28 protein-coding genes are annotated in these 26,045 nt (G+C 70.6%); 17 read left to right on the forward strand and 11 right to left on the reverse strand.

The features are described from left to right. Positions 1-67 precede the first annotated feature (67 nt). The 3 genes from BJY18_RS29910 to rsgA form a co-directional block, all read right to left on the reverse strand. On the reverse strand, positions 68-877 hold the full coding sequence (locus BJY18_RS29910; protein WP_184783232.1) for an SCO4651 family lipoprotein: 810 nt from the start codon (positions 875-877) through the stop codon (positions 68-70). A gap of 258 nt (positions 878-1,135) precedes the next feature. Next, positions 1,136-2,041, reverse strand: coding sequence for an SCO4651 family lipoprotein (locus BJY18_RS29915; RefSeq protein WP_184783233.1), 906 nt, complete (start codon positions 2,039-2,041; stop codon positions 1,136-1,138). A gap of 174 nt (positions 2,042-2,215) precedes the next feature. After that, positions 2,216-3,226 (reverse strand): ribosome small subunit-dependent GTPase A, encoded by a 1,011-nt coding sequence (gene rsgA, locus BJY18_RS29920; RefSeq protein ID WP_184784933.1) that lies wholly within the window; start codon positions 3,224-3,226, stop codon positions 2,216-2,218. A gap of 112 nt (positions 3,227-3,338) precedes the next feature. Between rsgA and BJY18_RS29925 the strand changes: the two genes are divergently transcribed. From BJY18_RS29925 to BJY18_RS29945, 5 genes are all read left to right on the forward strand, one after another. Beyond that, positions 3,339-4,100 carry an SOS response-associated peptidase gene (locus BJY18_RS29925; RefSeq protein ID WP_184783234.1) on the forward strand — a complete coding sequence of 254 codons (762 nt, stop codon included), beginning with the start codon at positions 3,339-3,341 and terminating at the stop codon, positions 4,098-4,100. After that, positions 4,097-4,705: an alpha/beta hydrolase family protein gene (locus tag BJY18_RS29930; protein ID WP_184783235.1), complete on the forward strand. Its 609-nt coding sequence runs from the start codon at positions 4,097-4,099 to the stop codon at positions 4,703-4,705. Before BJY18_RS29925 ends, BJY18_RS29930 begins: the two co-directional genes overlap by 4 nt. A 295-nt stretch (positions 4,706-5,000) precedes the next feature. Beyond that, complete coding sequence (locus BJY18_RS29935) at positions 5,001-6,518, forward strand: FAD-dependent monooxygenase (RefSeq protein ID WP_184783236.1); 1,518 nt, start codon at positions 5,001-5,003, stop codon at positions 6,516-6,518. Continuing rightward, positions 6,518-7,675 (forward strand): MFS transporter, encoded by a 1,158-nt coding sequence (locus tag BJY18_RS29940; protein WP_184783237.1) that lies wholly within the window; start codon positions 6,518-6,520, stop codon positions 7,673-7,675. The genes BJY18_RS29935 and BJY18_RS29940 overlap by 1 nt, the downstream gene beginning before the upstream one ends. Positions 7,676-7,713: 38 nt before the next feature. Beyond that, positions 7,714-8,226 (forward strand): MarR family winged helix-turn-helix transcriptional regulator, encoded by a 513-nt coding sequence (locus BJY18_RS29945; protein WP_184783238.1) that lies wholly within the window; start codon positions 7,714-7,716, stop codon positions 8,224-8,226. A 102-nt stretch (positions 8,227-8,328) separates the two neighbouring features. Here the strand turns inward: BJY18_RS29945 and ybaK are convergent, their stop codons facing one another. Next, entirely contained in the window at positions 8,329-8,811 is a 483-nt protein-coding gene (gene ybaK / locus BJY18_RS29950; protein WP_184783239.1) for a Cys-tRNA(Pro) deacylase, read from the reverse strand. Positions 8,812-9,000: 189 nt separating this feature from the next. Here ybaK and BJY18_RS29955 point away from each other — a divergent pair, with 189 nt between their 5' ends. Continuing rightward, positions 9,001-9,627, forward strand: coding sequence for a sigma-70 family RNA polymerase sigma factor (locus BJY18_RS29955; protein WP_184783240.1), 627 nt, complete (start codon positions 9,001-9,003; stop codon positions 9,625-9,627). Further along, positions 9,624-9,944: a mycothiol system anti-sigma-R factor gene (gene rsrA / locus BJY18_RS29960; RefSeq protein ID WP_184783241.1), complete on the forward strand. Its 321-nt coding sequence runs from the start codon at positions 9,624-9,626 to the stop codon at positions 9,942-9,944. The genes BJY18_RS29955 and rsrA overlap by 4 nt, the downstream gene beginning before the upstream one ends. A gap of 68 nt (positions 9,945-10,012) precedes the next feature. Here the strand turns inward: rsrA and BJY18_RS38135 are convergent, their stop codons facing one another. After that, on the reverse strand, positions 10,013-10,087 hold the full coding sequence (locus BJY18_RS38135) for a 50S ribosomal protein bL37 (protein WP_098515123.1): 75 nt from the start codon (positions 10,085-10,087) through the stop codon (positions 10,013-10,015). Between the two features lie 198 nt (positions 10,088-10,285). On the opposite strand from BJY18_RS38135, the gene BJY18_RS29965 reads away from it, so the two are divergent. Further along, complete coding sequence (locus tag BJY18_RS29965) at positions 10,286-11,806, forward strand: sensor histidine kinase (protein ID WP_184783242.1); 1,521 nt, start codon at positions 10,286-10,288, stop codon at positions 11,804-11,806. A 461-nt stretch (positions 11,807-12,267) separates the two neighbouring features. Here the strand turns inward: BJY18_RS29965 and BJY18_RS29970 are convergent, their stop codons facing one another. Both BJY18_RS29970 and BJY18_RS29975 read right to left on the reverse strand, forming a co-directional pair. Then, positions 12,268-12,522: a WhiB family transcriptional regulator gene (locus tag BJY18_RS29970; protein ID WP_033293948.1), complete on the reverse strand. Its 255-nt coding sequence runs from the start codon at positions 12,520-12,522 to the stop codon at positions 12,268-12,270. Between the two features lie 273 nt (positions 12,523-12,795). After that, positions 12,796-13,722 (reverse strand): diacylglycerol/lipid kinase family protein, encoded by a 927-nt coding sequence (locus BJY18_RS29975; RefSeq protein WP_184783243.1) that lies wholly within the window; start codon positions 13,720-13,722, stop codon positions 12,796-12,798. Between the two features lie 323 nt (positions 13,723-14,045). Between BJY18_RS29975 and BJY18_RS29980 the strand changes: the two genes are divergently transcribed. Next, entirely contained in the window at positions 14,046-14,528 is a 483-nt protein-coding gene (locus BJY18_RS29980; RefSeq protein ID WP_184783244.1) for a hypothetical protein, read from the forward strand. 35 nt (positions 14,529-14,563) lie between these two features. Here the strand turns inward: BJY18_RS29980 and BJY18_RS29985 are convergent, their stop codons facing one another. Continuing rightward, on the reverse strand, positions 14,564-15,046 hold the full coding sequence (locus BJY18_RS29985; protein ID WP_184783245.1) for a GNAT family N-acetyltransferase: 483 nt from the start codon (positions 15,044-15,046) through the stop codon (positions 14,564-14,566). Between the two features lies 1 nt (position 15,047). Then, the gene (locus BJY18_RS29990) at positions 15,048-15,638 is read right to left on the reverse strand and encodes an acid phosphatase (protein WP_184783246.1); all 591 of its coding nucleotides are present in this window, start codon (positions 15,636-15,638) and stop codon (positions 15,048-15,050) included. Positions 15,639-15,724: 86 nt separating this feature from the next. Here BJY18_RS29990 and BJY18_RS29995 point away from each other — a divergent pair, with 86 nt between their 5' ends. Both BJY18_RS29995 and BJY18_RS30000 read left to right on the forward strand, forming a co-directional pair. Continuing rightward, the gene (locus BJY18_RS29995) at positions 15,725-16,198 is read left to right on the forward strand and encodes a hotdog fold domain-containing protein (RefSeq protein ID WP_184783247.1); all 474 of its coding nucleotides are present in this window, start codon (positions 15,725-15,727) and stop codon (positions 16,196-16,198) included. Positions 16,199-16,813: 615 nt separating this feature from the next. After that, complete coding sequence (locus BJY18_RS30000; RefSeq protein ID WP_184783248.1) at positions 16,814-18,445, forward strand: GMC oxidoreductase; 1,632 nt, start codon at positions 16,814-16,816, stop codon at positions 18,443-18,445. A 4-nt stretch (positions 18,446-18,449) separates the two neighbouring features. Here BJY18_RS30000 and BJY18_RS30005 read toward each other — a convergent pair whose 3' ends face one another. Further along, positions 18,450-19,058 carry a dTDP-4-dehydrorhamnose 3,5-epimerase family protein gene (locus BJY18_RS30005; RefSeq protein WP_184783249.1) on the reverse strand — a complete coding sequence of 203 codons (609 nt, stop codon included), beginning with the start codon at positions 19,056-19,058 and terminating at the stop codon, positions 18,450-18,452. A gap of 443 nt (positions 19,059-19,501) precedes the next feature. Between BJY18_RS30005 and BJY18_RS30010 the strand changes: the two genes are divergently transcribed. Together BJY18_RS30010 and BJY18_RS30015 are read left to right on the forward strand one after the other, a co-directional pair. Further along, positions 19,502-20,689, forward strand: coding sequence for an NAD(P)-dependent malic enzyme (locus tag BJY18_RS30010; RefSeq protein ID WP_184783250.1), 1,188 nt, complete (start codon positions 19,502-19,504; stop codon positions 20,687-20,689). Positions 20,690-20,830: 141 nt separating this feature from the next. After that, positions 20,831-21,154: an EthD domain-containing protein gene (locus tag BJY18_RS30015; RefSeq protein ID WP_312874007.1), complete on the forward strand. Its 324-nt coding sequence runs from the start codon at positions 20,831-20,833 to the stop codon at positions 21,152-21,154. Here BJY18_RS30015 and BJY18_RS30020 read toward each other — a convergent pair. Beyond that, positions 21,151-22,575 carry a bis-aminopropyl spermidine synthase family protein gene (locus tag BJY18_RS30020; protein ID WP_184783251.1) on the reverse strand — a complete coding sequence of 475 codons (1,425 nt, stop codon included), beginning with the start codon at positions 22,573-22,575 and terminating at the stop codon, positions 21,151-21,153. The two genes, BJY18_RS30015 and BJY18_RS30020, sit on opposite strands and share 4 nt — an antisense overlap. A 95-nt stretch (positions 22,576-22,670) precedes the next feature. Here BJY18_RS30020 and BJY18_RS30025 point away from each other — a divergent pair, with 95 nt between their 5' ends. The 4 genes from BJY18_RS30025 to BJY18_RS30040 are packed head-to-tail and all read left to right on the forward strand — an operon-like array spanning position 22,671 to position 26,042. Further along, entirely contained in the window at positions 22,671-23,759 is a 1,089-nt protein-coding gene (locus tag BJY18_RS30025) for an ABC transporter ATP-binding protein (RefSeq protein WP_184783252.1), read from the forward strand. Beyond that, complete coding sequence (locus tag BJY18_RS30030) at positions 23,759-24,454, forward strand: ABC transporter permease (protein ID WP_184783253.1); 696 nt, start codon at positions 23,759-23,761, stop codon at positions 24,452-24,454. Before BJY18_RS30025 ends, BJY18_RS30030 begins: the two co-directional genes overlap by 1 nt. Next, complete coding sequence (locus BJY18_RS30035; RefSeq protein ID WP_184783254.1) at positions 24,451-25,155, forward strand: ABC transporter permease; 705 nt, start codon at positions 24,451-24,453, stop codon at positions 25,153-25,155. The genes BJY18_RS30030 and BJY18_RS30035 overlap by 4 nt, the downstream gene beginning before the upstream one ends. Then, positions 25,152-26,042, forward strand: a complete 891-nt coding sequence (locus tag BJY18_RS30040) for an ABC transporter substrate-binding protein (RefSeq protein ID WP_184783255.1) — start codon at positions 25,152-25,154, stop codon at positions 26,040-26,042. Before BJY18_RS30035 ends, BJY18_RS30040 begins: the two co-directional genes overlap by 4 nt. The last annotated feature ends 3 nt before the right edge of the window (positions 26,043-26,045 follow it).

Here is a 26,045-nt window from a genome sequence, read left to right on the forward strand (position 1 = left end):
GGAATCGGTCATTCCGCCGGGACGCGCGCCGCAGCCCGGTGCGGAGTGCCTTGTCGTCGCGTCGGGCTCAGCCGCTAGTGAGCGTGCCCACGTCGGCCGCGGACGGCGCGTCGACGGTGACCGGCGTGCCCCAGCCGGCATACCGCGCGGTGATCCGGGCGCCGCCGGACTCGCCGGTGGCACGCAGGATCGGCGAGAGGTCCAGGACTAGCTGCACCGGCCGGTCCCGCGGATCGAGCCACAGGTCGAGCGGGACGGTCGTGCCGCGGCCGGCCAGCTGCGCCATGGCGTCGGCGGGCAACCCCGCGGGCAGTGCGGAGCCGAGTTTCGCCAGGTCGACAGTGAGGTGGTAGTGCTCGGCCGCGGTGCCGCCGAGCCGGGTGTCCTCACTCGAGTCGAGAGTTCCCGCCTCGCGCACCTGGGCGAGCGTGCGGGCCGGATCGTTCTGCTCGGCCAGCTGGGTCAGGCTGCCGCCGAGGACCTGGGAGAACGGATCGTTCCCGTCGGGCGACACCCGCACCCATGGCCTGCCGCCGGTCACCTGCGCCCGGGCACTGTCCGGCACCTTCGCGTACAGCGCGCGGTCCACCAGCCGCAGCTCGAGCGGTTCGCCGACGTAGTCGGTGGTCATCGTCAGCGCGGTGCCGGACGGGCCGAACCGAGCCCGGCCCTCACCGTGCGAGGCGAAAGTCCCCGCCGTGACGTCGGTGGTGAACGTCGCGGTACGCCCGGCCACGGTCGCCGCCGCGGCCGCATCGGCCAGCGCACGCGCGTCGGCGAACCGTTGCGGCCCGTCACCCGAGCACCCGGCGGCGCAAGCCACGGCCACCAGGCCCGCGACCACCGGTACGACACTGGCCGCAGCCGCACTGCGCATCCCGGAGAACCCCTCCCTGACCGGCGGAAAGACGCCCCAGCCAAGCACAGCACGAGCGACGAACCCGTTCGGGGGAACGCGAACCACCGGCAGTAGCACGGAAAACGGGCCCCGAACCGGATGGCTCAGGACCCGTCTTCACGACTCACCGACGTGGCAGCTCACCGCCTCACCGACTCAGCGGCTCACCGACGCGGCAACTCACCGGCTCATCGGCGTGGCGGGCTCACCGCCTCACCGGCCCAGCCGCTCACCAGGTCAGTGACCGCCGCCCAGCTGCTTCGCGATCTCGCTGAAGTCGCCGACCTGGTCGGCCGGCGGGGCGGTGACGTCCACCGGGGCGCCCCAGTCGGAGTACTTCACGGTGATCTTGCCCGCGCCCTGTGCGCCCGCGCCCATGGCCTGCATCATCCGGGTCTCGTCCATGGTCACCTGCAGCGGCAGCTGGTCCTTGTCCAGCCACAGCTCGGCCGGGATCTTGATGTCCTTGCCCGCCAGCATCTTCGTCATCTGGTCCTTGACCTCGGCGGGCAGGTCGCCGGTGAACTGGTCGACCGCCTTGTTGACGTCCAGCTCGACCCGGTAGTGGTTGACCTGCTGGCCGTTCAGCTCGGTCTGGTCGGAGCCGACGATCCGCCCGGCCTTGGCGACCTGGTCGAGGATCTGCGTCGGGTCGCTCTGCTTCGAGGCCTGCTGCATCGACTTGCTCAGCGTCTGCGACAGCGGGTCGCCGGCGTCCGGCGAGATCTTCAGCCACGCCTTGTCGGTGCCGTACTGCGCGGCCTGCTCCGGCGGCACCTTGAGGTAGATCGTGTTGTCGAGGTAGCGCATGTCGGTGGCGCCCTGGGGACTGTCCATGGTCATGGTGAACTTCGGGTTCGGCCCGTCGAAGGTCATCGCGCCGTTCGCCGTGACCGCCTGGCCGCCCAGCGACATGTTCATCGACATCTTCGCCGACTTCGACTTCTCGGTGCCCTGCTTGGCGGCGTCGGCCAGCTTCAGCACGTCACCGAACGGCGCGGCCAGACCGGACCCGGACCCGGACTGGTCCTGCGCCTGCCCGGCCGGGCTGGCGGTGCCGTTCTCGGTCTTCGAACCACAGCCGGTCAGCGCGAGCGCCAGCGCGGCACCCGCGGCGACGGCGAAGGTCGTGGTCTTGCGCATCTTTCCCCCTGGGAGTCGGTACTGCGTCCGTTCTGTACCCGCAGTATCGCTGATCCACCGTGACGGTTACGCCTGTTCGGGTCAAACCATCGATGGCCTGCGGGTCTTTCGGACTCTCCGTGATGGGACGTCCTTCGGCGGGGCCGGGTTCCGTCCGGGTGGGAACTCCGCCGGTCAGGATTCCGCGCCACCCGCCCGCGACACCAGCAGACGGCGCAGGGAGGCCAGCCGTTCGGCGCCCACGGGATGCCGGAGGACGACCTCGTCCAGCGCGCAGTCCGGGTCCTCGGGCGGGCCGAGGTGTCCGCAGTGGGACGGGCACTCCTCGGCGGCCTCGGCGAACTCGTCGAACGCCTGGACGATGTCGTCCGCGGTCACGTGGGCCAGCCCGAACGAACGCACGCCCGGCGTGTCGATCACCCAGCCGCCCGGCAGCGGCAGGGGCAGCGCGACCGCCGCCACCGACGTGTGCCGCCCCTTGCCGACCGCGCTCACGTCACCGGTGGCCAGCTCGGCGTCCGGCACCAGACGGTTGACCAATGTCGACTTGCCGACACCGGAATGTCCGACGAGTGCGGTCACCTGCCCCGTCAGCCGTTCCGCCAGGCCTTCGGGCTCCTCGTCGTGCCGCGTGATCACGGTGGGTACGGCCAGCCCGGCGTACCCGGCGAGCAGGTCGTCCGGGCTCGCCAGGTCCGCTTTGGTCAGGCACAGCACGGGTTCCAGCCCGCCTGCGTAACAGGCGACGAGGCAGCGGTCGATGAACCCCGGCCGCGGCGGGGGATCGGCCAGCGAGGTGACGATGAGCAGCTGTGCGGCGTTGGCGACCACCACGCGTTCGTGGGGATCGGTGTCGTCCGCGGTGCGGCGCAGCACGCTGGTGCGCTCGTCGACGCGGACGATCCGGGCGAGCGTGTCCGGCCGGCCCGACACGTCACCGACCAGTGCGACCTGGTCGCCGACGACCACCGAGACCCGGCCCATCTCGCGGGCCCGCATGGCGGTGACGACACGTCCCGGATCGGCCTCCACCGCGCACGTCCAGCGGCCGCGGTCCTTGCCCACGACCATCGCGGTGACCGCGTCGGCGTGCTCGGGCCTGCGTTTGCTGCGGGGCCTGGAACCCTTGCCGGGACGGATCCGCACGTCGGATTCGTCCAGCCGCTTCCAGTCGCCTCGCGCCAAACCGCCCACGTCCTCCCGGTAGTCCTGCCTGGTCACATGATCCCACGCCGGTCGCGGGAGGCCCCGTCAGCGTGCGACGATGAACCGGCGGGCGACACCCGAGGAGGTTGGCATGTGCGGCCGTTACGCCGCGACGAAGGACCCGGCGAAGCTGGTCGAGGAGTTCGCCGCGGTCGACCTGACCGAGGGCAGGGCGCGGGTGGACCACAACGTCGCGCCCACCAAGAACGTCGTCACCGTGGTGCAGCGGCATCCGCGCGACGACGAGGGCCAGGTACTCGAGCGGGAGCCGGCGCAGCGGTCGCTGCGGATCATGCGCTGGGGGCTGGTGCCGTTCTGGGCGAAGGAACCCTCGGTGGGTTCGCGGATGATCAACACCCGCGCGGAGACGGCGAAGGAAAAGCCCGCGTTCAAGCGCGCGCTCGCGTCGCGGCGGTGTCTCGTGCCCGCCGACGGCTGGTTCGAGTGGCGGCGCACGGGCAAGGAGAAGGAACCGTTCTTCATGACCGACCCGTCCGGCGCGTCGATCGCGTTCGGCGGGATCTGGGAGAGCTGGCGGCCCAAGGACGACGCGGACGCCGAGCCGCTGATCACATTCTCCATCATCACCACGGACGCCGACGGTCAGCTCACCGACGTGCACCACCGGATGCCGCTGATCGTGCCGCGGGACTCCTGGGCGGGCTGGCTCGATCCGGATCGCTCCGAAGTGGACGGGCTACTGGTGCCGACGCCACCGTCCATCGTGGAATCCCTGGAACTGCGCCCGGTCTCGAGCCGGGTGAACAACGTCCGCAACAACGGGCCCGAGCTGCTGCAGCGGGTGGAAGACGACCAGCGGGTCGACTCGCTGTTCGACCTGCCGTCGTCATGACCACGCTGGAGATCGCCACCGACCACGGCCCGGCCAGGGCCGAACTGCACTGCGCGGAGGAGGGCGGCGCGGTGCTGCTGCTCGGTCACGGCGCGGGTGGCGGCATCGACGCGAAGGACCTGGTGGCCGTGGCAGGCGCGGCGCAGACCGCGGGCGTGCACGTGGCGCTGGTCGAACAGCCCTACCGCGTGGCCGGTCGCCGGGCCCCTGCCCCGGCCGCCCAGCTGGACCGCGCGTGGCTGACGGTGGCGGACGAGCTCTCCGCCCACTTCGACGCCCTGCCGCTGGTCTTCGGCGGCCGCTCTTCGGGTGCCAGGGTGGCCTGCCGCACCGCCGCCGAGGGACAGGCGGTGGCCGTGCTGTGCCTGGCCTTCCCGGAACATCCGCCGGGCCGCCCGGAGAAGACCCGCCAGCCGGAGCTGGACGCGGTGACCGCCCCGGCGCTGGTGATCCAGGGCGAACGCGATCCGTTCGGACGCCCGGAGCCCGCCCCGCACCACGAGATCGTCCTGGTCTCCGGTGACCACAGCCTGTCCGCCGACCTGGACGCCGTGGCCCGCGCCGCGACGGAATGGCTGGGCCGGGTACTGCGCCCGCATCTGTGACGGCCGGTGGATAACTCCAGGGGCCGTTCTCGCAGGTAGAAGCGCCTTACGTCGAGTTGTCCACAGGCCTCGCCGCCTGTGGACAACTCCGCCGCCGGCCGTCGTGAGGGCTGGAGTCGCGTTCGTTCCCTCCGTCGACGCTGTCGGCCGAGTGCGCGGAAAAGCTTGCGGGCCGGTCGGCTTTCGCGGCCGCCGCGACTACTCCGAACCGGCCCTCCTCGATGATCACCCTTGCGGCGTGCTTTAATGTTCATTACCTTCACGTTCATAGAAATACGTCAGGGGAGACTGGACAATGGACGTCATCGTGGTGGGTGCCGGACCGGTCGGGATGACGATCGCGGCGTTGCTGGACACGGCGGGTGTCCGGGTGGAGGTCGTGGAGCGCAGCAGCGAACCCGTCCGCCAATCCCGCGGCTCGACCATGCACCCGCGCACCCTCGAAGTGCTCACCGTGCTCGAGACCGGCGACGGCTGCCGGCTCAGCGATGTGCTGGTGGAGCTGGGCAAACCAGTCACCGGCACCCATTACGCGACGCTGCCGGACCTGCTGGACTACCAGGACCTCGACACCCCGTTCCCGTTCGTGCTGCTGCTCGCGCAGTGGCGGACCGAGCAGGCGCTCGCCGAGCTGCTGCGGGCGCGCGAGGTGCCGGTGCACTACGGCGCCGAGGTGACCGAGGTCGTGCAGTCCGACGACGAGGTCCGCGTCCTGGCCGGCGGGACCTGGCACTCCGCGCGGTACGTGGTCGGCGCGGACGGTGCGCACAGCGCGGTGCGCAAGGCCGCCGGGATCGCGTTTCCCGGCACCACGCCGAACGCGGTGGGTTTCGTCGGCGACGTGCGGCTGGCGCACCCGCCGGAACACTCTTTGCACCTGTGGGACCAGGAACGCGGCTCGGTCAGCGTGATCCCGCTGACCGACACGGCCACCCGGGTCTTCGGCATGCGCGCCGACGACGTCGGGCTGACCGCCGCGCAGGCCCGCCGCCGGCAGGCCGAACCACTCACCTTCGCCGAGCTGGCCGACTCGGTGACCGGGATCTCCGGCCGTGACTTCGGCCTGCGCGACGCGTCGTGGCTGTCCCGGTCGAGCAATTCCGCCCGGCACGCCACGACATACCGGGCCGGTCGCGTCTTCCTGACCGGCGACGCCGGGCACGTGCACCTGCCCGCCGGCGGGCAGGGCTTCAACGTGGGCATCCAGGACGCCACCAACCTGGCCTGGAAACTGGCCGCCGAGGTGGCCGGACGGGCACCCGGTCTGCTGATCACCGGCGAGGCCGCCTACGACGCGGAACGGCGGCCGGTCGCCGAGCGGCTCGTCGCCGACACCCAGGCGCAGGACGCGCTGATGCACACCTTCAGCCCGGCCGGTGCCGCGTTGCGCAGCCTGTTCGGCAGCTTCATCGCCCAAGGCGGCGAAGTGGCCCAGCAGCTGGCCGGCGCGGTGTCCGGCCTCGCCGTCGCCTATCCACACCCGGACGGCGCCCACGCGCTGGTCGGCACGCGGGCGCCTGATCTGCCGTTGACCAAGGGGAGCGTGCTGCGCGCGCTCCGACCGGACCGTTTCCTCCTGCTCGACCTCACCGCTGATGCTTCGCTGGCGAAGTTCGGGTCCCCGCAGGTCGAGGTCCGTACCGCGGCGCTGCACGACGGTCCGAGGCGCGCTGCCTGGGACAGTGTGCGGGCTGCGCTGATCCGTCCGGACGGGTACGTCGCGTACGCGGCGTCGTCGCCTGCCGGGCTCGCAGATGCGGTCGCTGCCTGGCTCGAGCCGGCCTCGCAGCCCGACGCCGTGCGGGGGAAGTGATGCCCGCCGCGTTGCTCGCGCTGGCCATCGGCGCGTTCGGCATCGGCGCGACCGAGTTCGCCATGATGGGCGTGCTGCCGACGGTCGCGCAGGGGCTGCACGTGTCCATCCCGCAGGCCGGCTACCTGATCAGCGGGTACGCCCTCGGGGTCGTGATCGGCGCACCGCTGCTCACGGCGGTGTCCGGGCGGTTCACGCGCAAGCACTTGCTGCTGGCCATGATGGTGGTCTTCACCGTGGGCAACCTGGCGGCCGCCGCCGCGCCCAGCTACGGCTGGCTGCTGGCCGCGCGGGTGCTGACCGCGTTGCCGCACGGTGCTTTCTTCGGCGTCGGCTCCGTCGTCGCGGCCGGGCTGGTCGAGCAGGGACGCAACGCGCGGGCGATCTCGATGATGTTCAGCGGCCTGGCCGTCGCCAACGTCGTGGGCGTTCCGGCCGCCACCGCGCTCGGCAACGCGGTCAGCTGGCGGCTGACGTTCGTGGTGATCAGCGCGGTCGGGGTGCTGGCCGTGCTCGGCATCGCGGTACTGGTACCGGCCGACCGCGCGCACACCCCGATCCGGTTGCGTGCCGAGCTGCGCGCGTTCACCCGTGCGCCGGTGCTGCTGACGCTCGCGGTGGGGACGTTCGGCTTCGCCGGCGTTTTCGCCACCTACTCCTACGTCACGCCCACACTCACCGAGCTGGCCGGCGCCGGGCCGGTAGCCCTGACCATCGCGCTGGCCCTGTTCGGCCTCGGTTCGGTCGTGGGCAACTCGCTGGGCGGACGGCTGGCCGACCGCGCGCTGATGCCCGCGATCTACGTCTCGCTCGCCTTGCTGGCGGGGATCCTCGCGCTGTTCTCGCTGACCGCGCACAACGAAGTCACCGCGCTGGTGACGGTCGGCGGAATCGGTGTGGCGTCGGGGATGGTCATCCCGCCGGTGCAGCTGCGGACCATTCGCGCGGCCGCGGAGGCGCCGACCATGGCGGCCGCGTCGGTGCAGTCCGGTCTCAACATCGCCAACGCCGCGGGCGCGGCACTCGGCGGCGGACTGATCGGCGTCGGTTTCGGTTACGGCGCACCGAGTCTGGCCGGTGCCGCGCTCGCGCTGATCGGCCTGGGCCTCGCCGTGCTCTCGTCCCGGGCCGCGACGCCGGTGCCGGCCGGCGAATGAGCGTCAAGAATCTTCAGGCTCGCGATTAGGATGCGAAAATGGTGACGCGCGCCGGGCAGCAGGACTACGTCGACCGGATCAGTGAGGTACTGGCCGAGGAGTACGAACCGGAGGTCGCGCAGGCCAAACTGCTCGCCTACCGGGTGCGCAGGCTGGCCCACCGGCTGGAAACCGAGATCAAGCGGGAACTCGCGCCGCACGGCATCGAGCTGTGGGAGCTGGAGCTGCTGGCCTGCCTGATCCGCGCGGCGCCGGACCACCGGCTCAGCGCGGGCCGCCTGATGGCGCAACTGCAGCTGACCTCGGGCGCGGTCACCAACCGCGTCAGCCGGCTGGAACGCAACGGCTGGCTGACCCGCGACTTCGACCCCGCCGACCGCCGCTCGGTGCTGGTCACGCTCACCCCGGCCGGACACGAGCGTGCGATGGAGGTGTTCGGTGTCAAGACGGCTGCCGAGCACGCCCTGCTGTCCGCACTGTCCCCGTCCGCTCAGAACACCCTCAACGACGACCTGCGCACCGTACTGCTCGATCTGGAAGGCCCGGCGTGAACTGCCCCGACCTCGGGACGCCCGGCTGAGCGTCCGTGCCGGGGCTCAGGCTTTGACGGGCGTGGGTGCCGTGACGAGGGCACACGGACTCCGACGACCTGGTCAGCCCGCCGCCGCGATCGGGGCCACCACCGCGTTCGCCAGCCGGACCAGGTCGGCCGGTGCCAGTTCGATCTCCAGGCCGCGCCGGCCACCCGAGCAGTAGATGGTCGGGAAGTCCTCCGCGGTTGCGTCCAGGACGACCGGCAGCCTGCTCCGGTGGCCCAGTGGCGAGATCCCGCCGAGGACGTAGCCGGTGGCCCGCTGCGCGGCGGCCGGATCGGCCATCTTCGCGCGCTTCCCGCCCGCGGCGGCGGCCAGCGCTTTCAGATCCAGCTGTCCGGTCACCGGCACCACCCCGACCGTGAGCTTGCCGTCGACGTCCGCGACCAGAGTCTTGAACACCCGTGCCGCTACCAGGTCCAGCGCCTCGACCGCCTCCAGCCCGTACGACTCGGCCCGTGGATCGTGGTCGTAGGTGTGCACGGTGTGCGGCACCCGCCGCTTCGTGAGCAGGGCCGTCGCCGGAGTTGCCTTACCCGCCATGACCGCCGAGTCTAGGAACCCGACGGGAATGTGCCGCGGCCACGGTCTGTTGAAACCAGCGTGAACACCACGCTCGCCACCCCACGACCCAGCCGGAGCCGTCCCCGGGCCGGCCTCGCCGGTCCGCGCGTAAACTCGGGGGCGCCGTATGCGCGTCCGCGCATCGACGCCGAACGGGAAGGGAACGGTTTGCCGAGCACCCCCAACTCCGCGCCGGAGACGGCGGCCGACGAGCTGGAGCTCGCAGAGCGCTTCGAGCGCGACGCGATGCCCCTGCTCGACCAGCTGTATTCGGCTGCGATGCGGATGACCCGCAACCCCGCCGACGCCGAGGACCTGGTCCAGGAGACCTACCTGAAGGCCTACGCGGCCTTCCGGTCCTTCAAGGCCGGTACGAACCTCAAGGCGTGGATGTACCGCATCCTCACCAACACCTACATCAACGGCTACCGCAAGCGTCAGCGGCAGCCGGTGCAGCAGCCGACCGAGGAGATCTCCGACTGGCAGATCGCCAGGGCGGAGAGCCACACCTCCAGCGGGCTGCGCTCGGCCGAGGTCGAGGCGATGGACAACCTGCCCGACACCGACGTGAAGGCGGCGCTGCAGAAGCTGCCCGAGGAGTTCCGGCTCGCGGTGTACCTGGCCGACGTCGAGGGCTTCGCGTACAAGGAGATCGCCGAGATCATGGACACGCCGATCGGTACCGTGATGTCCCGGCTGCACCGTGGCCGCGGCCAGCTGCGTGACCTGCTCGCCGAGGTCGCGCGCGAGCGTGGCTTCATCCGCGGGGGCCGCGAGGAGGTGGCGAAGCGATGAGCACCGAGGACGCACCCGAAGCCAAGATGCGGTGCGAGGACGCCCTTGCCGAGATCTACCTGCTGCTGGACCGCGAGTGCAGTCCGCAGCGGGACGCGGAGCTGCGGCGGCATATCGACGACTGCCCGCCGTGCCTCGAGGAGTACGGGATCGACGAGCAGCTCAAGCATCTGCTCGCCCGCAAGTGCGGCGGGGACCACGCGCCCGCGGACCTGAAGAGCCGGCTGCGGGCCTCGATCCGGCAGACCGTGGCCACCCAGGGCGGTGTCACGGTGGAGCGCACCGAGATCACCGTCGAGCAGCGCACCGGCGAGTAGCCACCCCGGACCGACGAACGGCCCCCGTACCGAGTGGTGCGGGGGCCGTGCCGTGTCCGGGCGCGAACTCAGGCGTTGGGCTTCTTGCCGTGGTTGGCGCCGTTCTTCTTGCGGTCGCGACGCTTGCGGGCGCGCTTCGACATGCTTCTCTCCTCGGTGTGCGCGGCCTGGCCCGGACGCACTGGCCGGGCTCGGGTCAACCGCTCCAGTGTGGCATGCGGTCGCGGGCTGGGCGGCGGCACCCGGGTGCTGCGCCGTAGGCTCGAATGGGCACGAGCCGAACAGGAGGCCGGGATGACCGATCGCAGCAGCGAGCTCGCCGCGGGGAGGGACTGCTAACCGTGTCCACGCTCTCCGATCTGCTCGCCGAGAACACCGACCTGCCCGGCGAGGCGGCCGACCACCTGCAGACCGTCGTCGCGGAGTGGCAGCTGCTCGCCGACCTCTCGTTCGCCGACTTCCTGCTGTGGGTCCCGGTCGCCGAGGACCTCCGCCGCGACGGCGGCGATTTCGTCTGCGTCGCGCACGCCCGGCCCACCACCGCGCCCACCGCGCATCCGGAGGACGTCGTCGGCACCCGGTTCACCGTCGAGGAGCACCCGCAGCTGGCCAAGGCCGTGCGCGAGGTGAAGATCTGCCGCGAGGAGGACCCGCACTGGTACCGCGACCTGCCGATGCGCCGCGAAGCGGTGCCGGTGAGCTTCGACGGTGAGGTGGTCGCGGTGCTCAGCCGCGAGACGAACCTCGCCGCTCCGCGCGTGCCGAGCCCGCTGGAGATCGCCTACCTCGGCAGTGCCGGCGACCTGTGCCAGATGATCGTGGACGGGACCTTCCCGCCAGGCGGTGGCAACCAGACCGACACGCACACCAGCCCCCGCGTCGGCGACGGCCTGGTCCGGCTCGATCCGAGCGGCACCGTCGTGTTCGCCAGCCCGAACGGCCTGTCCGCCTACCACCGGATGGGACACGAATCCGACCTGGTGGGGCAGCGGCTGGCGCCGTTGACGCGCTCGCTGATCCGGGATCCGTTCGACGCCACCGAGGTGTCGCACCGGATCCTCGAGGCGCTGGACGGCAAACCGTCCACCCGCACCGAGGCCGATTCCAAGCGCGGCGCCGTGGTGCTGTTCCGCGCGCTGCCGCTGCGCCCGGCGGGACAGGCCGCGGGTGCGCTGGTGCTGGTCCGCGACGTCACCGAGGTCAAGCGCCGGGACCGCGCGCTGCTGTCCAAGGACGCCACGATCCGCGAGATCCACCACCGGGTGAAGAACAATCTGCAGACCGTGGCCGCGCTGCTGCGGCTGCAGTCCCGGCGCACCACGAGCGAGGAGGCGCGGCTGGCGCTGGGTGAATCGGTGCGGCGGGTGTCCTCGATCGCGATGGTGCACGAGGCGTTGTCCATCTCCGTGGACGAGCGGGTCGATCTGGACAAGCTGCTGGACAACGTGCTGCCCATGGTCGGCGAGGTGGCCACCGCGGAATCGCAGGTCGGGCTCACCCGCAAGGGCTCGTTCGGGGTCGTGGTCGCGGAGATCGCGACGCCGCTGGTGATGGTGCTGGCCGAACTCGTGCAGAACGCCATCGAGCACGCCTTCCCGCAGGGCCGGCCGGGCAAGGTGGAGCTGATCGTGGAACGGTCCGCGCGCCGGCTGGACGTGCTCATCCGGGACAACGGCCGGGGCCTGCCGTCCGGATTCTCGCTGGAACGCAGCGACGGACTGGGGCTGCAGATCGTGCGCACGCTGGTGGAATCGGAACTGCGTGGATCGCTGTCCCTGCGCAAGATCCGCACCGACGAAACCGGCAGCCGGGTTCCCGGTACCGAAGCGGCGCTGCGGATTCCGTTGTCCCGGCGGCTCTGATTCCCGCGGTGTCCGAAGTGGACTGACTCGGCCGGGCACAGCGCGCTCCCGGGCTGCTGTGTCTCGGACCGCTTGACCTCGGACTGCTTGCTCAGTGCGAACACGACGAAGGGCCGGTACCAAAGGTGGTACCGGCCCATTCGACGCGATCATCAACGGACTCGAGCCGCGGGAGGACTTCGAAGGTCCGGATGAGACGGCACCCGGGGGCAAGGCGCACCGTCTCGATTGTTAAGCTGAACTCGCAGACGTATCACCACATGCCGAGCGGGCACAGGGGTGCCCGTTCGGAAGAACTTCCGGTGCTTCCGGTCTGCGGTTCTGGTTACTGCAGTTCTGGCTACTGTAACTCTGAATACTGCAGTTTTGGCTACTGCGATGGTGACTACTGCTGGAATTCCGATGCAACGGGAATCCCGGATCTGCGATGTTTCCGGGTGCTACAGCTGAGCCGGGAAGGCTCAGGCGGTGGTCCGCGTGCCGATGTGCGTACGGCGGCGCTTGAGCGCGCGTCGCTCGTCCTCGCTCATGCCGCCCCACACGCCGGCGTCCTGGCCGCTGGCCAGAGCCCAGGCCAGGCAGTCGGAAGCGACGGTGCAGCGGTGGCACACGGCCTTCGCCTCGGAGACCTGCAACAGAGCCGGACCGCTGGTTCCCACCGGGAAGAACAGCTCGGGGTCCTCGTCTCGGCAGGCCGCGTCGTGGCGCCAGTCCATGTTCGTGAGCTCCTTCACAGTGACGCGGGAGGGCCGCGCCACAGTCGTCATGGCGGTCGTGTTTTTGGGTGCTTGTGAATGCTTTCACGAAGCACCGCGTTCGACAAGGGTTTCCGGAAGATCGGTGAGTCAGCTCACCCGGCCGAGTTATGCCTCTGACCTGCGGTTTCGGTCTGAGATGACGCCGAGGACGGAAGCCTGGTGCGGTGAACGGAGCTTCTGCGTCGGCGAACGGCATGGGCACTTTGCCGCGGGCGATCAGTGACCGTTCGGCTACGCGATTACCGTGAGTGCGTCCGGCACGCTCCGGAAGTCCACTCGCGTCCGCTGCCCGACGAGGTCTCCGTCGACCTGGAAGTGTACGGGCTGAGCTGCGTCGATCCGGATGAGCGGCAGGTCGTCCCCGCGCACCAGCCGACGGCCGTGCTGGTCGCTGTCGGTGAGCAGAGCTTGCCGTACATGCGTGAACACGGTGGGCAAGCGCAGACCGCTCAACGCGAACAGGCCCAGACCGGTCTCGAACGAACAGCCCGCGTTGAGGCGGACCGGACGCTCGCCCAGGTAGCTCCACGGATCGGTGTTCGAGACGAACGCGGTCACCACCTCCGCCGGCTGCTGGCCGGGAACCCGCACGGTCAGCGCGGGCCGGCCCAGCGGCGGGCGGAAGTAGGAGTGCACCGCGGCCCGCAGGTACAGGCCCGAGCTGGTCTGCTTGCCGCGCCGTTTCGCGACCCGGCCGACCACGTCGGCGTCCCAGCCGAGCCCGGCGTTGAAGGTGAACCAGTGCCCGTCGGCGAGCCCGAGCCCGATCCGCCGTCGCCGGTCGTCCTCGAGGGCGGTGAGCAGCTGGTGGGTGGCCTCGACCGGATCGGCGGGCAGTCCCAGCGCGCGGGCGAACACGTTGGCCGAGCCGCCGGGCACGACACCCAGCATCGGCACCGCGCCGGCCTCGGCGGGACGGCCGCCGCTGTCGGCGAGCAGGCCGTTGACGACCTCGTTCACCGTGCCGTCGCCGCCGTGCGCCACGACCAGGTCGATTCCGTCGCGGGCCGCCGCCCGGGCCACCGCCAGCGCGTGACCGCGGTAGTCGGTCTCCACCACGTCGAGCTTGACCTGACTGGCGAGCGCGTGCGCCAGCACGTCCCGGCCACCGGCGGTGGTCGAGGTGGCCTGGGGGTTCACGACGAGGATGGCGCGCACTACCGCAGAGTAGGTGCTTCCGCCCGGCGGGAGAACCTCAGGCGCCACAAGGTGACGCGAAGCTCAGCGACCGCGAGCGCCGTCCTCGGCACGGTTCCGGCGACCCTGTGGCGGGCGGTCCTCCTTTGCACACGGCGAACCTGCGCGTCGTGACAAGTGCACCCGGGCCGACCGCCCGCTCATCGACGACACCCCGATTTTTACCTGACCGCCGCCGCGCGAAAACGGCCGACCGGGTGGCATACCATCGAAACTGCTCACGCACGGTGACTCGCGCTGGTCGGGTGCCTGTGCTCCCGCAAAGCAGGTGAAAGGCCGCGCCCGTGTCGCTTCCCGAGAACCCGCCGCCCACCCCGATCGAGGTACGTCTTGCCGGGGTGTTCACCGGGGTGCCCGGCCTCGGTCTGCTGGCACTGGGCGTGGTGATCCTCGTCGAAGGCCTCGGCACGCCGCCACGGCCGGGCAACAACATCTGGGCCGAGTTCGCCACCTACGCGGTGCTGGCGCTGGCGTTCCTGGCCGCATCCGCCGGTCTGGTGCTCGGCCGCACCTGGGCGCGTTCACCCGGAGTGGTTGTCGCGCTACTGCTGATCGGGGTGGGCTGGTACATCCTCGGCCCGTCCGGCCAGCCGGCCTGGGGGGCGCCGATCGGGCTGTTCGGGATCGCCGCGCTGGTGTTGTTGTTCCGCCGCCCGTCGCGGGCCTGGGCGCTGGGCATGCGCGAGGACGAGACCGAGGAAGAGGCAGCCGAACGCGGCGGCCTGGCGGGCCGTCGTGCGGAACGGGAACACCGCGAGCGCGACTGACTCGCGGTTCCCGCTTCGCTGAAGGGACGTGGCGCTCAGGAGTCCTTGGCGAGAGCGCGGAGCGGGTCGTCGGTGAGGCGGTAGACGGTCCAGCCATCCTGCGGGAGGGCGCCCAGCGCGCGGTAGAAGCCGATGGCCGGGTTCCAGTTCAGCACCGACCACTCCAGGCGCTGGTAGCCCCGTGTCACGCATTCTTCGGCCAGCGCCGCCAGCAGGGCCCTGCCGAGACCGGTGCCGCGGAGCTCGTCGCGGACGAAGAGGTCTTCCAGATGGATGCCGTGCGTACCGCGCCAGGTGGAGAAGTTCAGGAACCACAGGGCGAATCCGCCGATTGCACCGTCCACTTCGGCCACATGGCCGAAGAGTGCGGGAGACGGCGAGAACAGTGCGGTGTGCAGGTGCGGCGCCGTGAGCAGGCATTGCTCCGGCGCTCGTTCGTAGTCGGCCAGCGCGTGCACCAGCTCGACGACCGCCTCGACGTCGTCCGGACGGATCCGCCGGACGCGCGGATCGGGCATCTCAGCCTTCCAGCGCGGGCAGCAGGTTCAGGTGCTCGATCTGCGGTTCGCCGCGTTCGTCGCCGAGTACCGCGAGGCCGGCCGGGTCGAGTCCGAAGTGGACACCGGCGTTCGCGGGCAGGCCGACCCAGCGGGCCACCAGCACGCGGCTGAAGTGGCCGTGGCCGACCAGGACCACGTCACCGTGCTCGATCTCACGGCGGGCGGCGTCGAGCAGTTTGTCCGCGCGGGCGCCGACGTGCTGGGCGCTTTCCCCGCCGGGCATCGGATGCGTCCACACGGTCCAGCCCGGCACCTGCTCGCGGATGGCCGTGGTGGTCACGCCTTCGTAGTCGCCGTAGTCCCATTCGGCCAGGTCCTCGGTGACCTCGTCGACGAGCAGGCCGGCCAGCTCCGCGGTGCGCACCGCACGCGCCCGCGGGCTGGACAGCACCAGTTTCGGCCCGCCGAGCAGCGTGCGGAGGGTGCCGCCCGCGGCGCGCGCCTGCTCCTCGCCCGCCGCGGTGAGCGGGATGTCGGTGCGGCCGGTGTGCCTGCCGTTCACCGACCATTCGGTCTGACCGTGCCGGAGAATGAAGAGCTGATGTCCCACGCGCCCGAATATAGCCCCGCCCGGGTTTGCCGGCCGGTCGGGCGATGTGCTTCCCTACTCACGAGTAACAAGATGGGAGGTGCCGCATGGCGTCGTTCTCGACCTACCCGCTGTGGCGTGGCCTGGTCGGCAAACCCGGTGGCAATCGGCTGTTCTCGGCCGCGATGTGCCTTCGGGTGCCCTACTTCGGCACCGTGCTGCCCACGGTCCGCGAACTGCGGCCGGGACACTGTTCGGTGACCGCGCCGAAGTGGTGGGGTGTGCACAACCACATCGGCACCTTCCACGCGATCGCCGCGTGCAACCTCGCCGAGATCGCCATGGGCATGCTGGCCGAGGCCACCGTCCCGGCGTCGCACCGATGGCTGCCCAAGGGCATGGAAGTGAGGTATCTCGCGAAAGCGGAAAGCGGCTTGCGCGCGGTCGCCGAACTGCCGGAGATCCCGTCCTTCGGCGAAGAGGGAGCCGACCTCCCGGTGCCGGTGCGCATCCTCGACGCCCGTGGCACGACGGTGGTCACCGCCACGATCACCGTCTGGGTCACGCCTCGCAAGCGCTAGCGTGACAAGGGTTTCCGCGTGGCGCCAGGTGCTGGGCGGCGACGATTTTCGCGTGGTGACAGGTGCTGCGCGGCGACGATTTTCGCGTGGTGACAGGTGCTGCGCGGCGACGGTCTTCGCGTGGCGACAGGTGCTGCTGCGGCGACGGTTTCCGCGTGGTGACAGGTGCTGCTGCGGCGACGGTTTCCGCGTGGTGACAGGTGCTGGGCGGCAGCGGTTTCCGCGTGGTGACAGGTGCTGGGCGGCAGCAGTTTCCGCGCGGTGCCAGAGTGCTCCTGCGGCAACGTTCCCGCGGGGTACCAGCGCTCGTCAAGCAACGCTTCCGCCGGGGAGCTGTGCAAATGTCCGTGAAGGGGACCTTCACCGGCCCCGGGTTTCCGCGCGAACCGACCGCTGCTTCCGCGCAGCGACCGGGCTGCTTCCGCGTCGCAACTCGGCTGTTTCCTTGTGCGGCAACCCGGCCGCTTCTGCGTAGCCTCGCCCGCCGCTCCCGCGCGCGGCTGCCGCGGCGATTGCCCCGGCCGGGTGAAAATAAACGCCGTTTACTGGGCAAACGCGAACATCATTCAAGTTTGGTCTTGTCAGTCCGTCCGCCGGTCGTCAGCATTGCCGTCCATGCCCTCTTCGAGTCGCCGCCCCTCTTTGAGCCGCCGCCGTTTTCTCGGTCTCGCCGCGTTGAACACCGCTGCCGCCTTCGGAGTCACCAGCATTTCCACGAACTCCGCGCGCGCCGCGACGCCATTGCCGGAGTACTCGCCCGCGGTGGTGATCGGCACCGGATACGGCGCGGCGGCCACCGCGTTGCGGCTCGGGGAGGCGGGGATTTCCACGCTGATGCTCGAAATGGGCCAGCTGTGGCAGGACCCGGGCCCGGACGGCAACGTCTTCTGCTCGATGCTCAAGCCGGACCGCCGGGCGATGTGGTTCAAACAGCGCACCGAGGCGCCGCTCGCGTCGTTCCTCTGGCTCGACCTCGCCAACCACGACATCGACCCGTACGCCGGTGTCCTCGACCGGGTGAACTTCGGCGACATGTCGGTGTACCTCGGCCGCGGCGTCGGCGGTGGCTCGCTGGTCAACGGCGCCATGGCGGTCACACCGAAACGTTCCTACTTCGAGGAAATCCTGCCGCGGGTCGACGCCGACGAGATGTACCGCAGGTACTTCCCCCGCGCGAACGCGGCGCTCGGTATGAACGAGGTCGACCGGAATTGGTTCGAAACCTGCCGTTCGTACCAGTACGCCCGGGTTTCCCGGAAATCCGCCGAAAAGGCCGGGTTCCGGACCGCCTTCGTGCCGAGTGTGTACGACTTCGAGTACCTGAAAAGGGAAGAAGCGGGCACCGCCGAGCGGTCCGCGCTCGCGTCCGAGGTGATCTACGGCAACAACCACGGCAAGCGCTCGCTGGACCGGACCTACCTGGCCGCCGCGCTCGGCACCGGCCGGGTGACCATCCAGACCCTGCACGAGGTCCGTGAGATCATCCAGCAGCCCGACGGTTCCTACACCCTCGTCGTCCGCGAGACCGACCCGTACGGTGCGGTGCTCGCGACCAGGCACGTGACCACCAGGCACCTCTTCCTCGGCGCGGGCAGCCTCGGATCCACGGAACTGTTGCTGCGGGCCCGCGAGACCGGTCGGCTGCCGCGGCTGCCCGAGGCGGTCGGGCAGGGCTGGGGCACCAACGGCAACGTGATGCTGGGTCGCGCCAACCACGCCTGGGACACCACCGGCAGCCTGCAGTCCGGCATGCCCGCGCTCGGCATCGACAACTGGCACGACCCGGTGCACCCGGTCTTCGCGGAGATCGCGCCGGTGCCCGCCGGGCTGGAAACCTGGGTCAGCCTGTACCTGGCGATCACGAAGAACCGCGAACGCGGCCATTTCACCTACGATCCCGCCAGCGATTCGGCGAAACTGCAGTGGAGTGCGGCGCAGGGGCAGCCGTCCGTCGACGCGGCGAAAGCGCTGTTCGACAAGATCAACTCGGCGAACCGCACGATCTACCGCCACGACCTGTTCGGCGACACCCGGCCGTTCGAGAACCGCTTCACCTACCACCCGCTCGGCGGGCTGGTGCTCGGCGAGGCGACCGACGACTACGGGCGGGTGAAGGGGTATCGCAACCTCTACGTCACCGACGGATCGCTGATTCCGGGCAGTACCGGGGTGAATCCGTTCGTGACGATCACCGCGCTGGCCGAGCGCAACATCGAGCGCGTGCTGGCCGAGGACGTCCGGGCGTGACCGCTCAGCGGTGTGCCGACCGGAGCTTCTCGTAGTAGGCGGTGCAGTCCGCATAGGACGGCAGCAGACCCTGGTCGCGTGCCTCGGCCAGGGTCGGCGCCGCACGGTCCTTTTCGGACACGACCGGCGTCAGCTCCGCCGGCCACGGCAAGTCGAGTGCCGGGTCGAGCGGGTTGATGCCGTGTTCACCGGACGGGTTGTACGGCTCCGAGCAGAGGTAGGCCATCACGGTGTCGTCTTCCAGTGCCACGAAGGCGTGCCCGAGGCCTTCGGCGACGTAGACGGCGTTGAACTCACGCGCGTCGAGGCGGACCGAATCCCAGCGTCCGAACGTGGCGGAGCCGACCCGCAGATCCACCACCACGTCCAGCAGCGCGCCGGCCGCGCAGTAGATGTACTTGGCCTGACCGGGTGGCGTGTCGGCGAAGTGCACGCCGCGGATGACCCCGCGGCGGGAGACGCTGTGGTTGGTCTGTCCGATCCGCAGCGGGTGTCCGGTCGCGCGGACCAGCGCCTCCTCCTGGAACGGCGCGACGAACAGTCCGCGCTCGTCCGGGAAGACGCGGGGGGTGAACGCGTAGGCGTCGGCGATTTCGAGGGGGCGGAAATCCATGACCTCACCTTATCGAGTGCTTTCCGCCACACGGCGGCCGCGGTCCGGCGGGACTGAATCGGTTCCGTAGTCCGGCAATCGACGTTCCGAAACCGGACGGACGTCTTGGGAATAGGGGTTTCCGGGGAAAAGCCGCGGAATCTGTGATGTGAACCGCACCGAGGGGTCGGGACGGTGGCGGCGCCTGTCATGATTGACCGACCGCAGCGTCCGCGGCCGCTCGCCTACACGGATCGGACGGCCGACGCGACGCCTCGCCGACAGGCCGGCGCTACCGCGCTGGGCTGCCGTCCGGAGGACTAGTTCCACCGGGGACGGGTGCGCCTTCGCCCGTGCCGGGTGGTCCCCCGCTCGCAGTCCCAGGAGTATCCGTCATGACCCAGCTCCACCCGATTTCCGCCGTCCGCCCGGGGCGGATGCCGGAAACGACGACAGGAAACCCGATGACCGACCAAGCCGGCCGCGTCACCGCCGCCCCGGTGACCGATGCCGAGATCTTCGCCGGACACGAGGGCGGCAAGCTTTCGGTGGCGGCCACGCGGCCGATCACGGACCCGCGGGATCTCTCGATCGCCTACACGCCAGGGGTGGCGAAGGTGAGCCGGGCGATCGCCGAGGACGCCGCCGCGGCCAAGCGCTACACCTGGGCCGACCGCCTCGTGGCGGTGGTCAGCGACGGGACCGCGGTGCTCGGCCTCGGGGACATCGGCGCGAGTGCCTCGCTGCCGGTCATGGAGGGCAAGTCGGTCCTGTTCAAGACCTTCGGCGGCCTCGACTCGATCCCGCTGGTGCTCGACACCACCGACGTCGACGAGATCGTGGAGACGCTGGTGCGGCTGCGCCCGTCCTTCGGCGCGGTGAACCTGGAGGACGTCTCCGCGCCCCGCTGCTTCGAACTCGAGGACAAGCTCAAGGAAGCACTCGACTGCCCGGTCATGCACGACGACCAGCACGGCACGGCGATCGTCACGCTCGCTGCGCTGCGCGGCGCGAACCTGGTGCTGGACCGGGACATCGCGGGCGAACGCGTGGTCATCTCCGGTGCCGGCGCGGCCGGGGTGGCCTGCGCCCGGATCCTGCTCGCCGCGGGAGTGGCCGACGTGACCGTGCTCGATTCGCGCGGCATCGTGCACGCCGGTCGGGACGGACTGAACCCGGTCAAGCGGCAGCTCGCCGAGACCACCAACCGGACCGGGCTCACCGGCGGGCTGGCCGAGGCGCTGCGCGGGGCCGATGTGTTCCTCGGCCTGTCCAGCTCCACGGTCGAACCGGAGCTGCTGGCCACGATGGCCGACGACCCGATCGTGTTCGCACTGTCCAATCCGGACCCGGAGGTGCACCCGGACGACGCCGCGCGCCACGCCGCGATCGTCGCCACCGGGCGCAGTGACTTCCCCAACCAGATCAACAACGTGCTGGCGTTCCCCGGCGTGTTCCGCGGCGCGCTGGACGCCGGCGCCCGCGCGATCACCGAGAACATGAAGCTGGCGGCCGCGGACGCGATCGTCGCGGTGGCCTCCGACGACCTCGGCCCGGACCGGATCGTGCCGAGCCCGCTCGACCCGCGGGTCGCCCCCGAGGTGGCGGCGGCCGTCGCGAAGACCGCCGAGCAGGACGGCGTCACCGGCTGACCCCGTTTTCGCGAAAGGGCTCCCCGGCCGGTCGCCGGGGAGCCCTTTCGTCGTCCGGGGCACCGTTCGCGTCGTCGAGTGTCCACAGTGGTCAGACGGCTTCCCGTACCGGCTACCGTTACCGGGTCGAAGGGAGCCACCGTGTACCGAGTCATGGCCCTGCTGTCGAAGCATCCGAACCTTACCGCCGAGGAGTTCGCCGACCACTACGAGAACCGGCACGTGCCGCTGGTACTGGGACTGTCCCTGCGGCCGGACGGGTACCTCCGGCACTACGTCCAGCCCGGCGGCAGCGGCGAGGCGCCCGGCTTCGACGTGGTGACCCAGCTGGAGTTCGAGGACCAGGCCGCCTACTTCGCGTGGGCACGCGTGGCGTACGCACCCGGCTCCGGGGTCCAGGAGGACGAGGAACGGTTCCTGGACCGCAGCCGGACGCGTTCGTTCGCGGTGCGGACGGAAGGTTAGCCGGGCAGGAGCGCGGCCAGCCGGTGCCGCGGGACGTCCACCAGCCGGAGACCGGCCAGGTCCGCAGGGACGTCCAGCAGTGCGTTGGCCAGCCGGGCGTGCGCGCGGGTCAGCAGGTCCGACGGCTGGTCGATCACGTCGGCCACGACCACCGCGTGCCGGTTGTCCGGGGTGCTGCGCAGCAGGCGCAGCCGGTACTTCGCCGACACCAGTGCCGTGAGCGCGGCCTGCGCCGCCGCGTCGGCGAGGTCGGGGTGGTTGTTCGGGAGCAGCAGGGCCAGCCGGCGGGCGTTGGTGCCGAGCAGGGTCCGCAGCAGCCAGGGGCCCGGGTCGGCGGACAGGTCCATCGCGACCGCGTCGCCCTCCGGGCCCGAGGTGGCCCAGCCGACCGGACGGGTTTCCAGCGACAGCCCGCCCTCGGCGGCGATTTCGCGCAGCGCGCTCAGCAACGCGGGCTTGGTCCCCGCTGCCTCCACCGACTGCGGACCGTGCGTGTAGATCGCCGAATTACCCTTACGTGCACCGGATTTCTTCGCCTTCGCGGTCGGCTGACACACATAGAGGTCCGCCGCGCTGCCGATCGCCTGCGCGCCGGTGTAGCGGTGGAAGTCCGGCAGGATCGCCTCGAAGGTCAGGCCGAGGGTGGCCAGCGCACGCTGCACCTGCGCACCCAGCGCCGGATGCCGCGCGCTGTACCCGTAGGCGAGCAGGATCCGTCCGGTCGTCGGCTCCCGCAGGGCCTGTACCGCCCTGGCCGCGAACAGCCCCATCCCCTCCGGCGTGTAAGGCGGATCGCTGAACACCAGATCCGCGGTGCCGCTCACCGCGGGCGGCAGCCCGACCCGCAGGTCCGTGTGGACCGTCCGGACGTCGCCCTCGCTCGTTTCGTCCAGATAGGACAGCACGCGCTCGTCGAGGTCCACCACCGTCAGCCGCGCCTGCGGACACACTGCGCGCACGGCCAGCGACGTCAAGTCATGATCACCGAGGAAAAGCAGTTCGCTACGGCGCAAGTCGTACCGCGAGTTCAGCCACAGCGCGCGGCGCAGCACGGTTTCCGGGGTCGCCTGCACGTGGTCCAGCGCGGCCAGCGGCGCCGGTACCTCGGCGATCCGCTCGGCCAGCATGGTGCGCAAAGCAGGGCGCGCGGCCACCGCGTCGTCGAGCGGATCGGGCAACTCCGGCAACGCGTAACTCTCGTACGCGCCACGAGCGTGCGGCGTGATCCGTACTCCCGCGGCGGACTGCTCCAGATCCGCCTCGAGCGCGGCCAGCACGTCCTCCACACTGCGCCGCGGCACGCCGGTCAGCCGGACCAGGTCGGCGAGTTCGTACGAGCCGGTACGCAGCAGGTCGAGCACCTGGTACAGCGGGCGGACCGCCGCACCGTGCGCGGCGAGGACATCGTCGAGAGCGGTCACCGGGCGAGGGTAACCGGCCAGTTCCTGGGACACGCTGCCAAGGGCTGCCGATTCGGCTACCGTCGGTTCCCGGTATCCGATGTGGGGAGAAGTCTGTGACAATCGAATTCCGCGACGTCACCAAACGGTATCCGGATGGCACGGTGGCCGTCGACGGGCTCTCCCTCACGGTGGAGGACGGCACGATCACGGTGTTCGTCGGCCCGTCCGGCTGCGGCAAGACGACGTCGCTGCGCATGATCAACCGGATGGTCGAGCCCACCTCGGGCAGTGTCCTGCTCGACGGCGAGGACGTGAGCGCCGGCGATCCGGCGGTGCTGCGCCGCGGGATCGGCTACGTGATCCAGCACGCCGGCCTCTTTCCACACCGGACAGTGCTGGACAACATCGCCACCGTGCCGCTGCTGTCCGGCTGGGACAAACGCAAGGCCCGCACGCGGGCGGGTGAGCTGCTGGAGACCGTCGGGCTGCCCGCCGGGCTCGGCAAGCGTTATCCGGCGCAGCTCTCCGGCGGCCAGCAGCAGCGGGTCGGCGTGGCCCGCGCACTCGCCGCGGACTCCCCGGTGCTGCTGATGGACGAGCCGTTCTCCGCGGTCGACCCGATCGTCCGGGAAGGACTGCAGGACGAGCTGCTGCGGCTGCAGTCGCAGCTGGGCAAGACGATCGTGTTCGTCACGCACGACATCGACGAGGCGGTGCGGCTGGGGGACAAGGTCGCGGTCATGCGCGTGGGCGGGAAACTCGCCCAGTACGGCACTCCTTCGGAGGTGCTGCGGCAGCCGGTGGACGATTTCGTCGCCTCCTTCGTCGGCCGCGACCGGGGCTACCGCGGGTTGTCCTTCCGGTCCGCCGACGGGGTGGAGGTGTCCCCGGCGAACACCATCGAGCTGGGCAGCAGAGTGGAGGGTGCGTCCTCGGGCTGGCTGCTCGCGGTGAACAGCGACAAGCAGCCGCGCGGCTGGCTGCCGCCGGGCTCCACTGTGGACGGTGCGCTGGCGGAGACCGACCTCGTGGCGGGCGGATCGCTCTACATCCAGGGCACCCCGATCCGCGGCGCGCTGGACGCCGCGCTGTCCTCGCCCGCCAGCCTCGGCGTGGTGGTCGACGACGAGCTGCGGGTGCTCGGCACGGTGCTGGCGCACCAGGTGCTGGACGTGATCGAGGCCTCCCCGCAGGGGTCCTGATGGGCGGCTTCTTCGGCGAGCTGGGCCGTTACCTGTCCAGTGTGCACAACCGCGGCGAGATCCTCGGTGATCTCGGCGAGCACGTGTACCTGGCGCTCGTGCCGCTGGTCGTGGGGATCGTGCTGGCGATCCTGCTCGGCTGGCTCGGGCACAGCAGCCGCGGCGTGCGCAGTGTGCTGCTGGTGCTGTCGAATCTGCTGTACACGATCCCGTCGCTGGCGTTGTTCGTGGTGATCCCGGGCATCATCGGCACCAAGATTCTGGACAGCGTGAACGTGATCGTCGCGCTCACCATCTACACCACCGCGCTGCTGGTGCGGCCGGTGCTGGACGCGCTGGAAGCGGTGCCGCCGCACATCGTCGCGGCCGCCACCGCGGTCGGGTACCGCGGTCCGCGCCGGTTCTTCGGCGTGGAGCTGCCGCTTTCGGTGCCGGTGCTCGCCGCCGGGGTGCGAGTGGCCTCGGTGAGCAACATCAGCCTGGTGAGCGTCGGCGCGCTGATCGGCACCGGTGGTCTCGGCGTGCTGTTCACCGACGGGTTCCAGCGCGAGTACTTCTCGCCGATCGTGGTGGGGATCGTGCTGACGCTGGTGCTCGCGCTCGTGGTCGATCTGCTGCTGGTGTTGCTGCGCAACGTCCTCACCCCATGGGAGCGCGCGAGCCGCAGCACGCCCGGAGAGGAGGTGGCCGGATGATCGGCGACGTCTTCGGCTGGTTCACCACAGCCGCGAACTGGCAGGGCACCGAGGGCATCGGCGCGCGGCTGGGCGAGCACCTGGGTTACGTGCTGCTCTCCCTCGTCATCGCGTTGGTGGTCGCGGTCCCGTTGGGGCTGTTCGTGGGGCACACCGGACGTGGCGGGGTCGCGCTGGTCAGCGCCGGCAACGTGATCCGCGCGCTGCCCACGCTGGGGCTCATCACCTTCCTGTTCCTGCTCTTCACCGAAAGCACCACGGCCACCGTGATCGGGCTGGTGGTGCTGGCGATCCCGCCGGTGCTCGCCGGCACCTACGCCGGGTTGCTGGCGGCCGAACACGACGTCGTGGACGCCGCGCAGGGCATCGGCATGACCGGCTGGCAGCGGCTGTGGCAGGTGGAGGTGCCGATCGCGCTGCCACTGGTGCTCGGCGGGATCCGCAACGCGGTGCTGCAGCTGGTCGCGACCGCGGCGGTGGCCGCCTACGTCGGGCTCGGCGGGCTCGGCCGGTTCCTGCTCGACGGACTGGCCATTTTGGACTACACCGAGGTGTTCGCCGGCGCGATCCTCACCGCGCTGCTGGCGATCGTGCTGGACCTGGTGCTCGCGACCGTGCAGCGGGCGCTGGTACCCAAGGGAGTACGGCTGGCCGCGCAGGCGGCGTCCGGCCGTGCGGTGTCCGCGGGAGGCGTGGCGTGAAGCGGCTGGGAGTACTCGTGGCGGGGCTGGCCCTGCTGGTGTCGGCGTGCGGGAACCCGCTCGCCGGCGGCGGCGAGGGCGGTAGCTCCGGGGACATCATCATCGGCGCCTCCGACGTCGGGGAAAGCCTGCTGCTGGCCCAGATCTACGCCGGTGCGCTGCGCAACGCGGGTGCGGACGACATCACCGTCCGCCCGCCCGTGGGCAGCCGCGAGGTCGTGGTGAAGGCACTGCAGGACAAATCGCTGTCGGTGGTGCCGGACTACAGCGGCAACCTGCTGCGCTACTTCGACAAGAACGCCGAGGTGACCACTTCCCAGGATGTCTACACGCAGCTGAAGCAGAAGCTGCCCGCCGGATTCGAGGTGCTGGACCAGTCCCCGGCCGAGGACAAGGACCTGCTGGTGGTGGGCAAGCAGCTGGCCGATTCCGGGGTGAAGACGTTCTCCGACCTCGGCCGGCGCTGCCAGGACCTGGTGATGGGCGGGCCGGGCCAGTGGAGCAGCCGCTGGAAGGACCGGATCAAGCAGCTCTACGGCTGCGAGTTCAAGGAGATCCGCACGACCGACACCGGCGGCCCGGTCACCGTCGCCGCGCTGAAGTCCGGAGAGGTCCAGGTGGCCGACCTGTTCAGCACCTCGTCCACCATCGCGGCCAACGGCTTCGTCCCGCTTGAAGACGACAAGAACATGTTCCCGGCGCAGAACATCGTGCCGCTGGTCGCGAAGGGCGTGCTGGACCAGCGCGAGACCGAGGCGCTGAACCGGGTGTCGGCCGCGCTGACCACGGACCAGCTGACCGAGCTGAACGTCCAGTTCACCGAGGAGAAACGCAATCCCCTCGACATCGCCGACGACTTCCTGCAGCGCAACGGGCTGAAGTCGTGAATC

The organism is Amycolatopsis jiangsuensis (assembly GCF_014204865.1).
In the GTDB taxonomy this organism is placed as follows: Bacteria; Actinomycetota; Actinomycetes; order Mycobacteriales; family Pseudonocardiaceae; genus Amycolatopsis; species Amycolatopsis jiangsuensis.

What these genes read in the sequence shown, in the direction of transcription:
- BJY18_RS29910 (WP_184783232.1), bottom strand. Translation starts at nt 877, where the DNA reads ATGCGCAGTGCGGCTGCGGCCAGTGTCGTACCGGTGGTCGCGGGCCTG.
- BJY18_RS29915 (WP_184783233.1), bottom strand. Translation starts at nt 2,041, where the DNA reads ATGCGCAAGACCACGACCTTCGCCGTCGCCGCGGGTGCCGCGCTGGCG.
- BJY18_RS29925 (WP_184783234.1), top strand. Translation starts at nt 3,339, where the DNA reads ATGTGCGGCCGTTACGCCGCGACGAAGGACCCGGCGAAGCTGGTCGAG.
- BJY18_RS29930 (WP_184783235.1), top strand. Translation starts at nt 4,097, where the DNA reads ATGACCACGCTGGAGATCGCCACCGACCACGGCCCGGCCAGGGCCGAA.
- BJY18_RS29935 (WP_184783236.1), top strand. Translation starts at nt 5,001, where the DNA reads ATGGACGTCATCGTGGTGGGTGCCGGACCGGTCGGGATGACGATCGCG.
- BJY18_RS29940 (WP_184783237.1), top strand. Translation starts at nt 6,518, where the DNA reads ATGCCCGCCGCGTTGCTCGCGCTGGCCATCGGCGCGTTCGGCATCGGC.
- BJY18_RS29945 (WP_184783238.1), top strand. Translation starts at nt 7,714, where the DNA reads ATGGTGACGCGCGCCGGGCAGCAGGACTACGTCGACCGGATCAGTGAG.
- ybaK (WP_184783239.1), bottom strand. Translation starts at nt 8,811, where the DNA reads ATGGCGGGTAAGGCAACTCCGGCGACGGCCCTGCTCACGAAGCGGCGG.
- rsrA (WP_184783241.1), top strand. Translation starts at nt 9,624, where the DNA reads ATGAGCACCGAGGACGCACCCGAAGCCAAGATGCGGTGCGAGGACGCC.
- BJY18_RS29970 (WP_033293948.1), bottom strand. Translation starts at nt 12,522, where the DNA reads ATGGACTGGCGCCACGACGCGGCCTGCCGAGACGAGGACCCCGAGCTG.
- BJY18_RS29985 (WP_184783245.1), bottom strand. Translation starts at nt 15,046, where the DNA reads ATGCCCGATCCGCGCGTCCGGCGGATCCGTCCGGACGACGTCGAGGCG.
- BJY18_RS29995 (WP_184783247.1), top strand. Translation starts at nt 15,725, where the DNA reads ATGGCGTCGTTCTCGACCTACCCGCTGTGGCGTGGCCTGGTCGGCAAA.
- BJY18_RS30000 (WP_184783248.1), top strand. Translation starts at nt 16,814, where the DNA reads ATGCCCTCTTCGAGTCGCCGCCCCTCTTTGAGCCGCCGCCGTTTTCTC.
- BJY18_RS30005 (WP_184783249.1), bottom strand. Translation starts at nt 19,058, where the DNA reads ATGGATTTCCGCCCCCTCGAAATCGCCGACGCCTACGCGTTCACCCCC.
- BJY18_RS30010 (WP_184783250.1), top strand. Translation starts at nt 19,502, where the DNA reads ATGACCGACCAAGCCGGCCGCGTCACCGCCGCCCCGGTGACCGATGCC.
- BJY18_RS30030 (WP_184783253.1), top strand. Translation starts at nt 23,759, where the DNA reads ATGGGCGGCTTCTTCGGCGAGCTGGGCCGTTACCTGTCCAGTGTGCAC.
- BJY18_RS30035 (WP_184783254.1), top strand. Translation starts at nt 24,451, where the DNA reads ATGATCGGCGACGTCTTCGGCTGGTTCACCACAGCCGCGAACTGGCAG.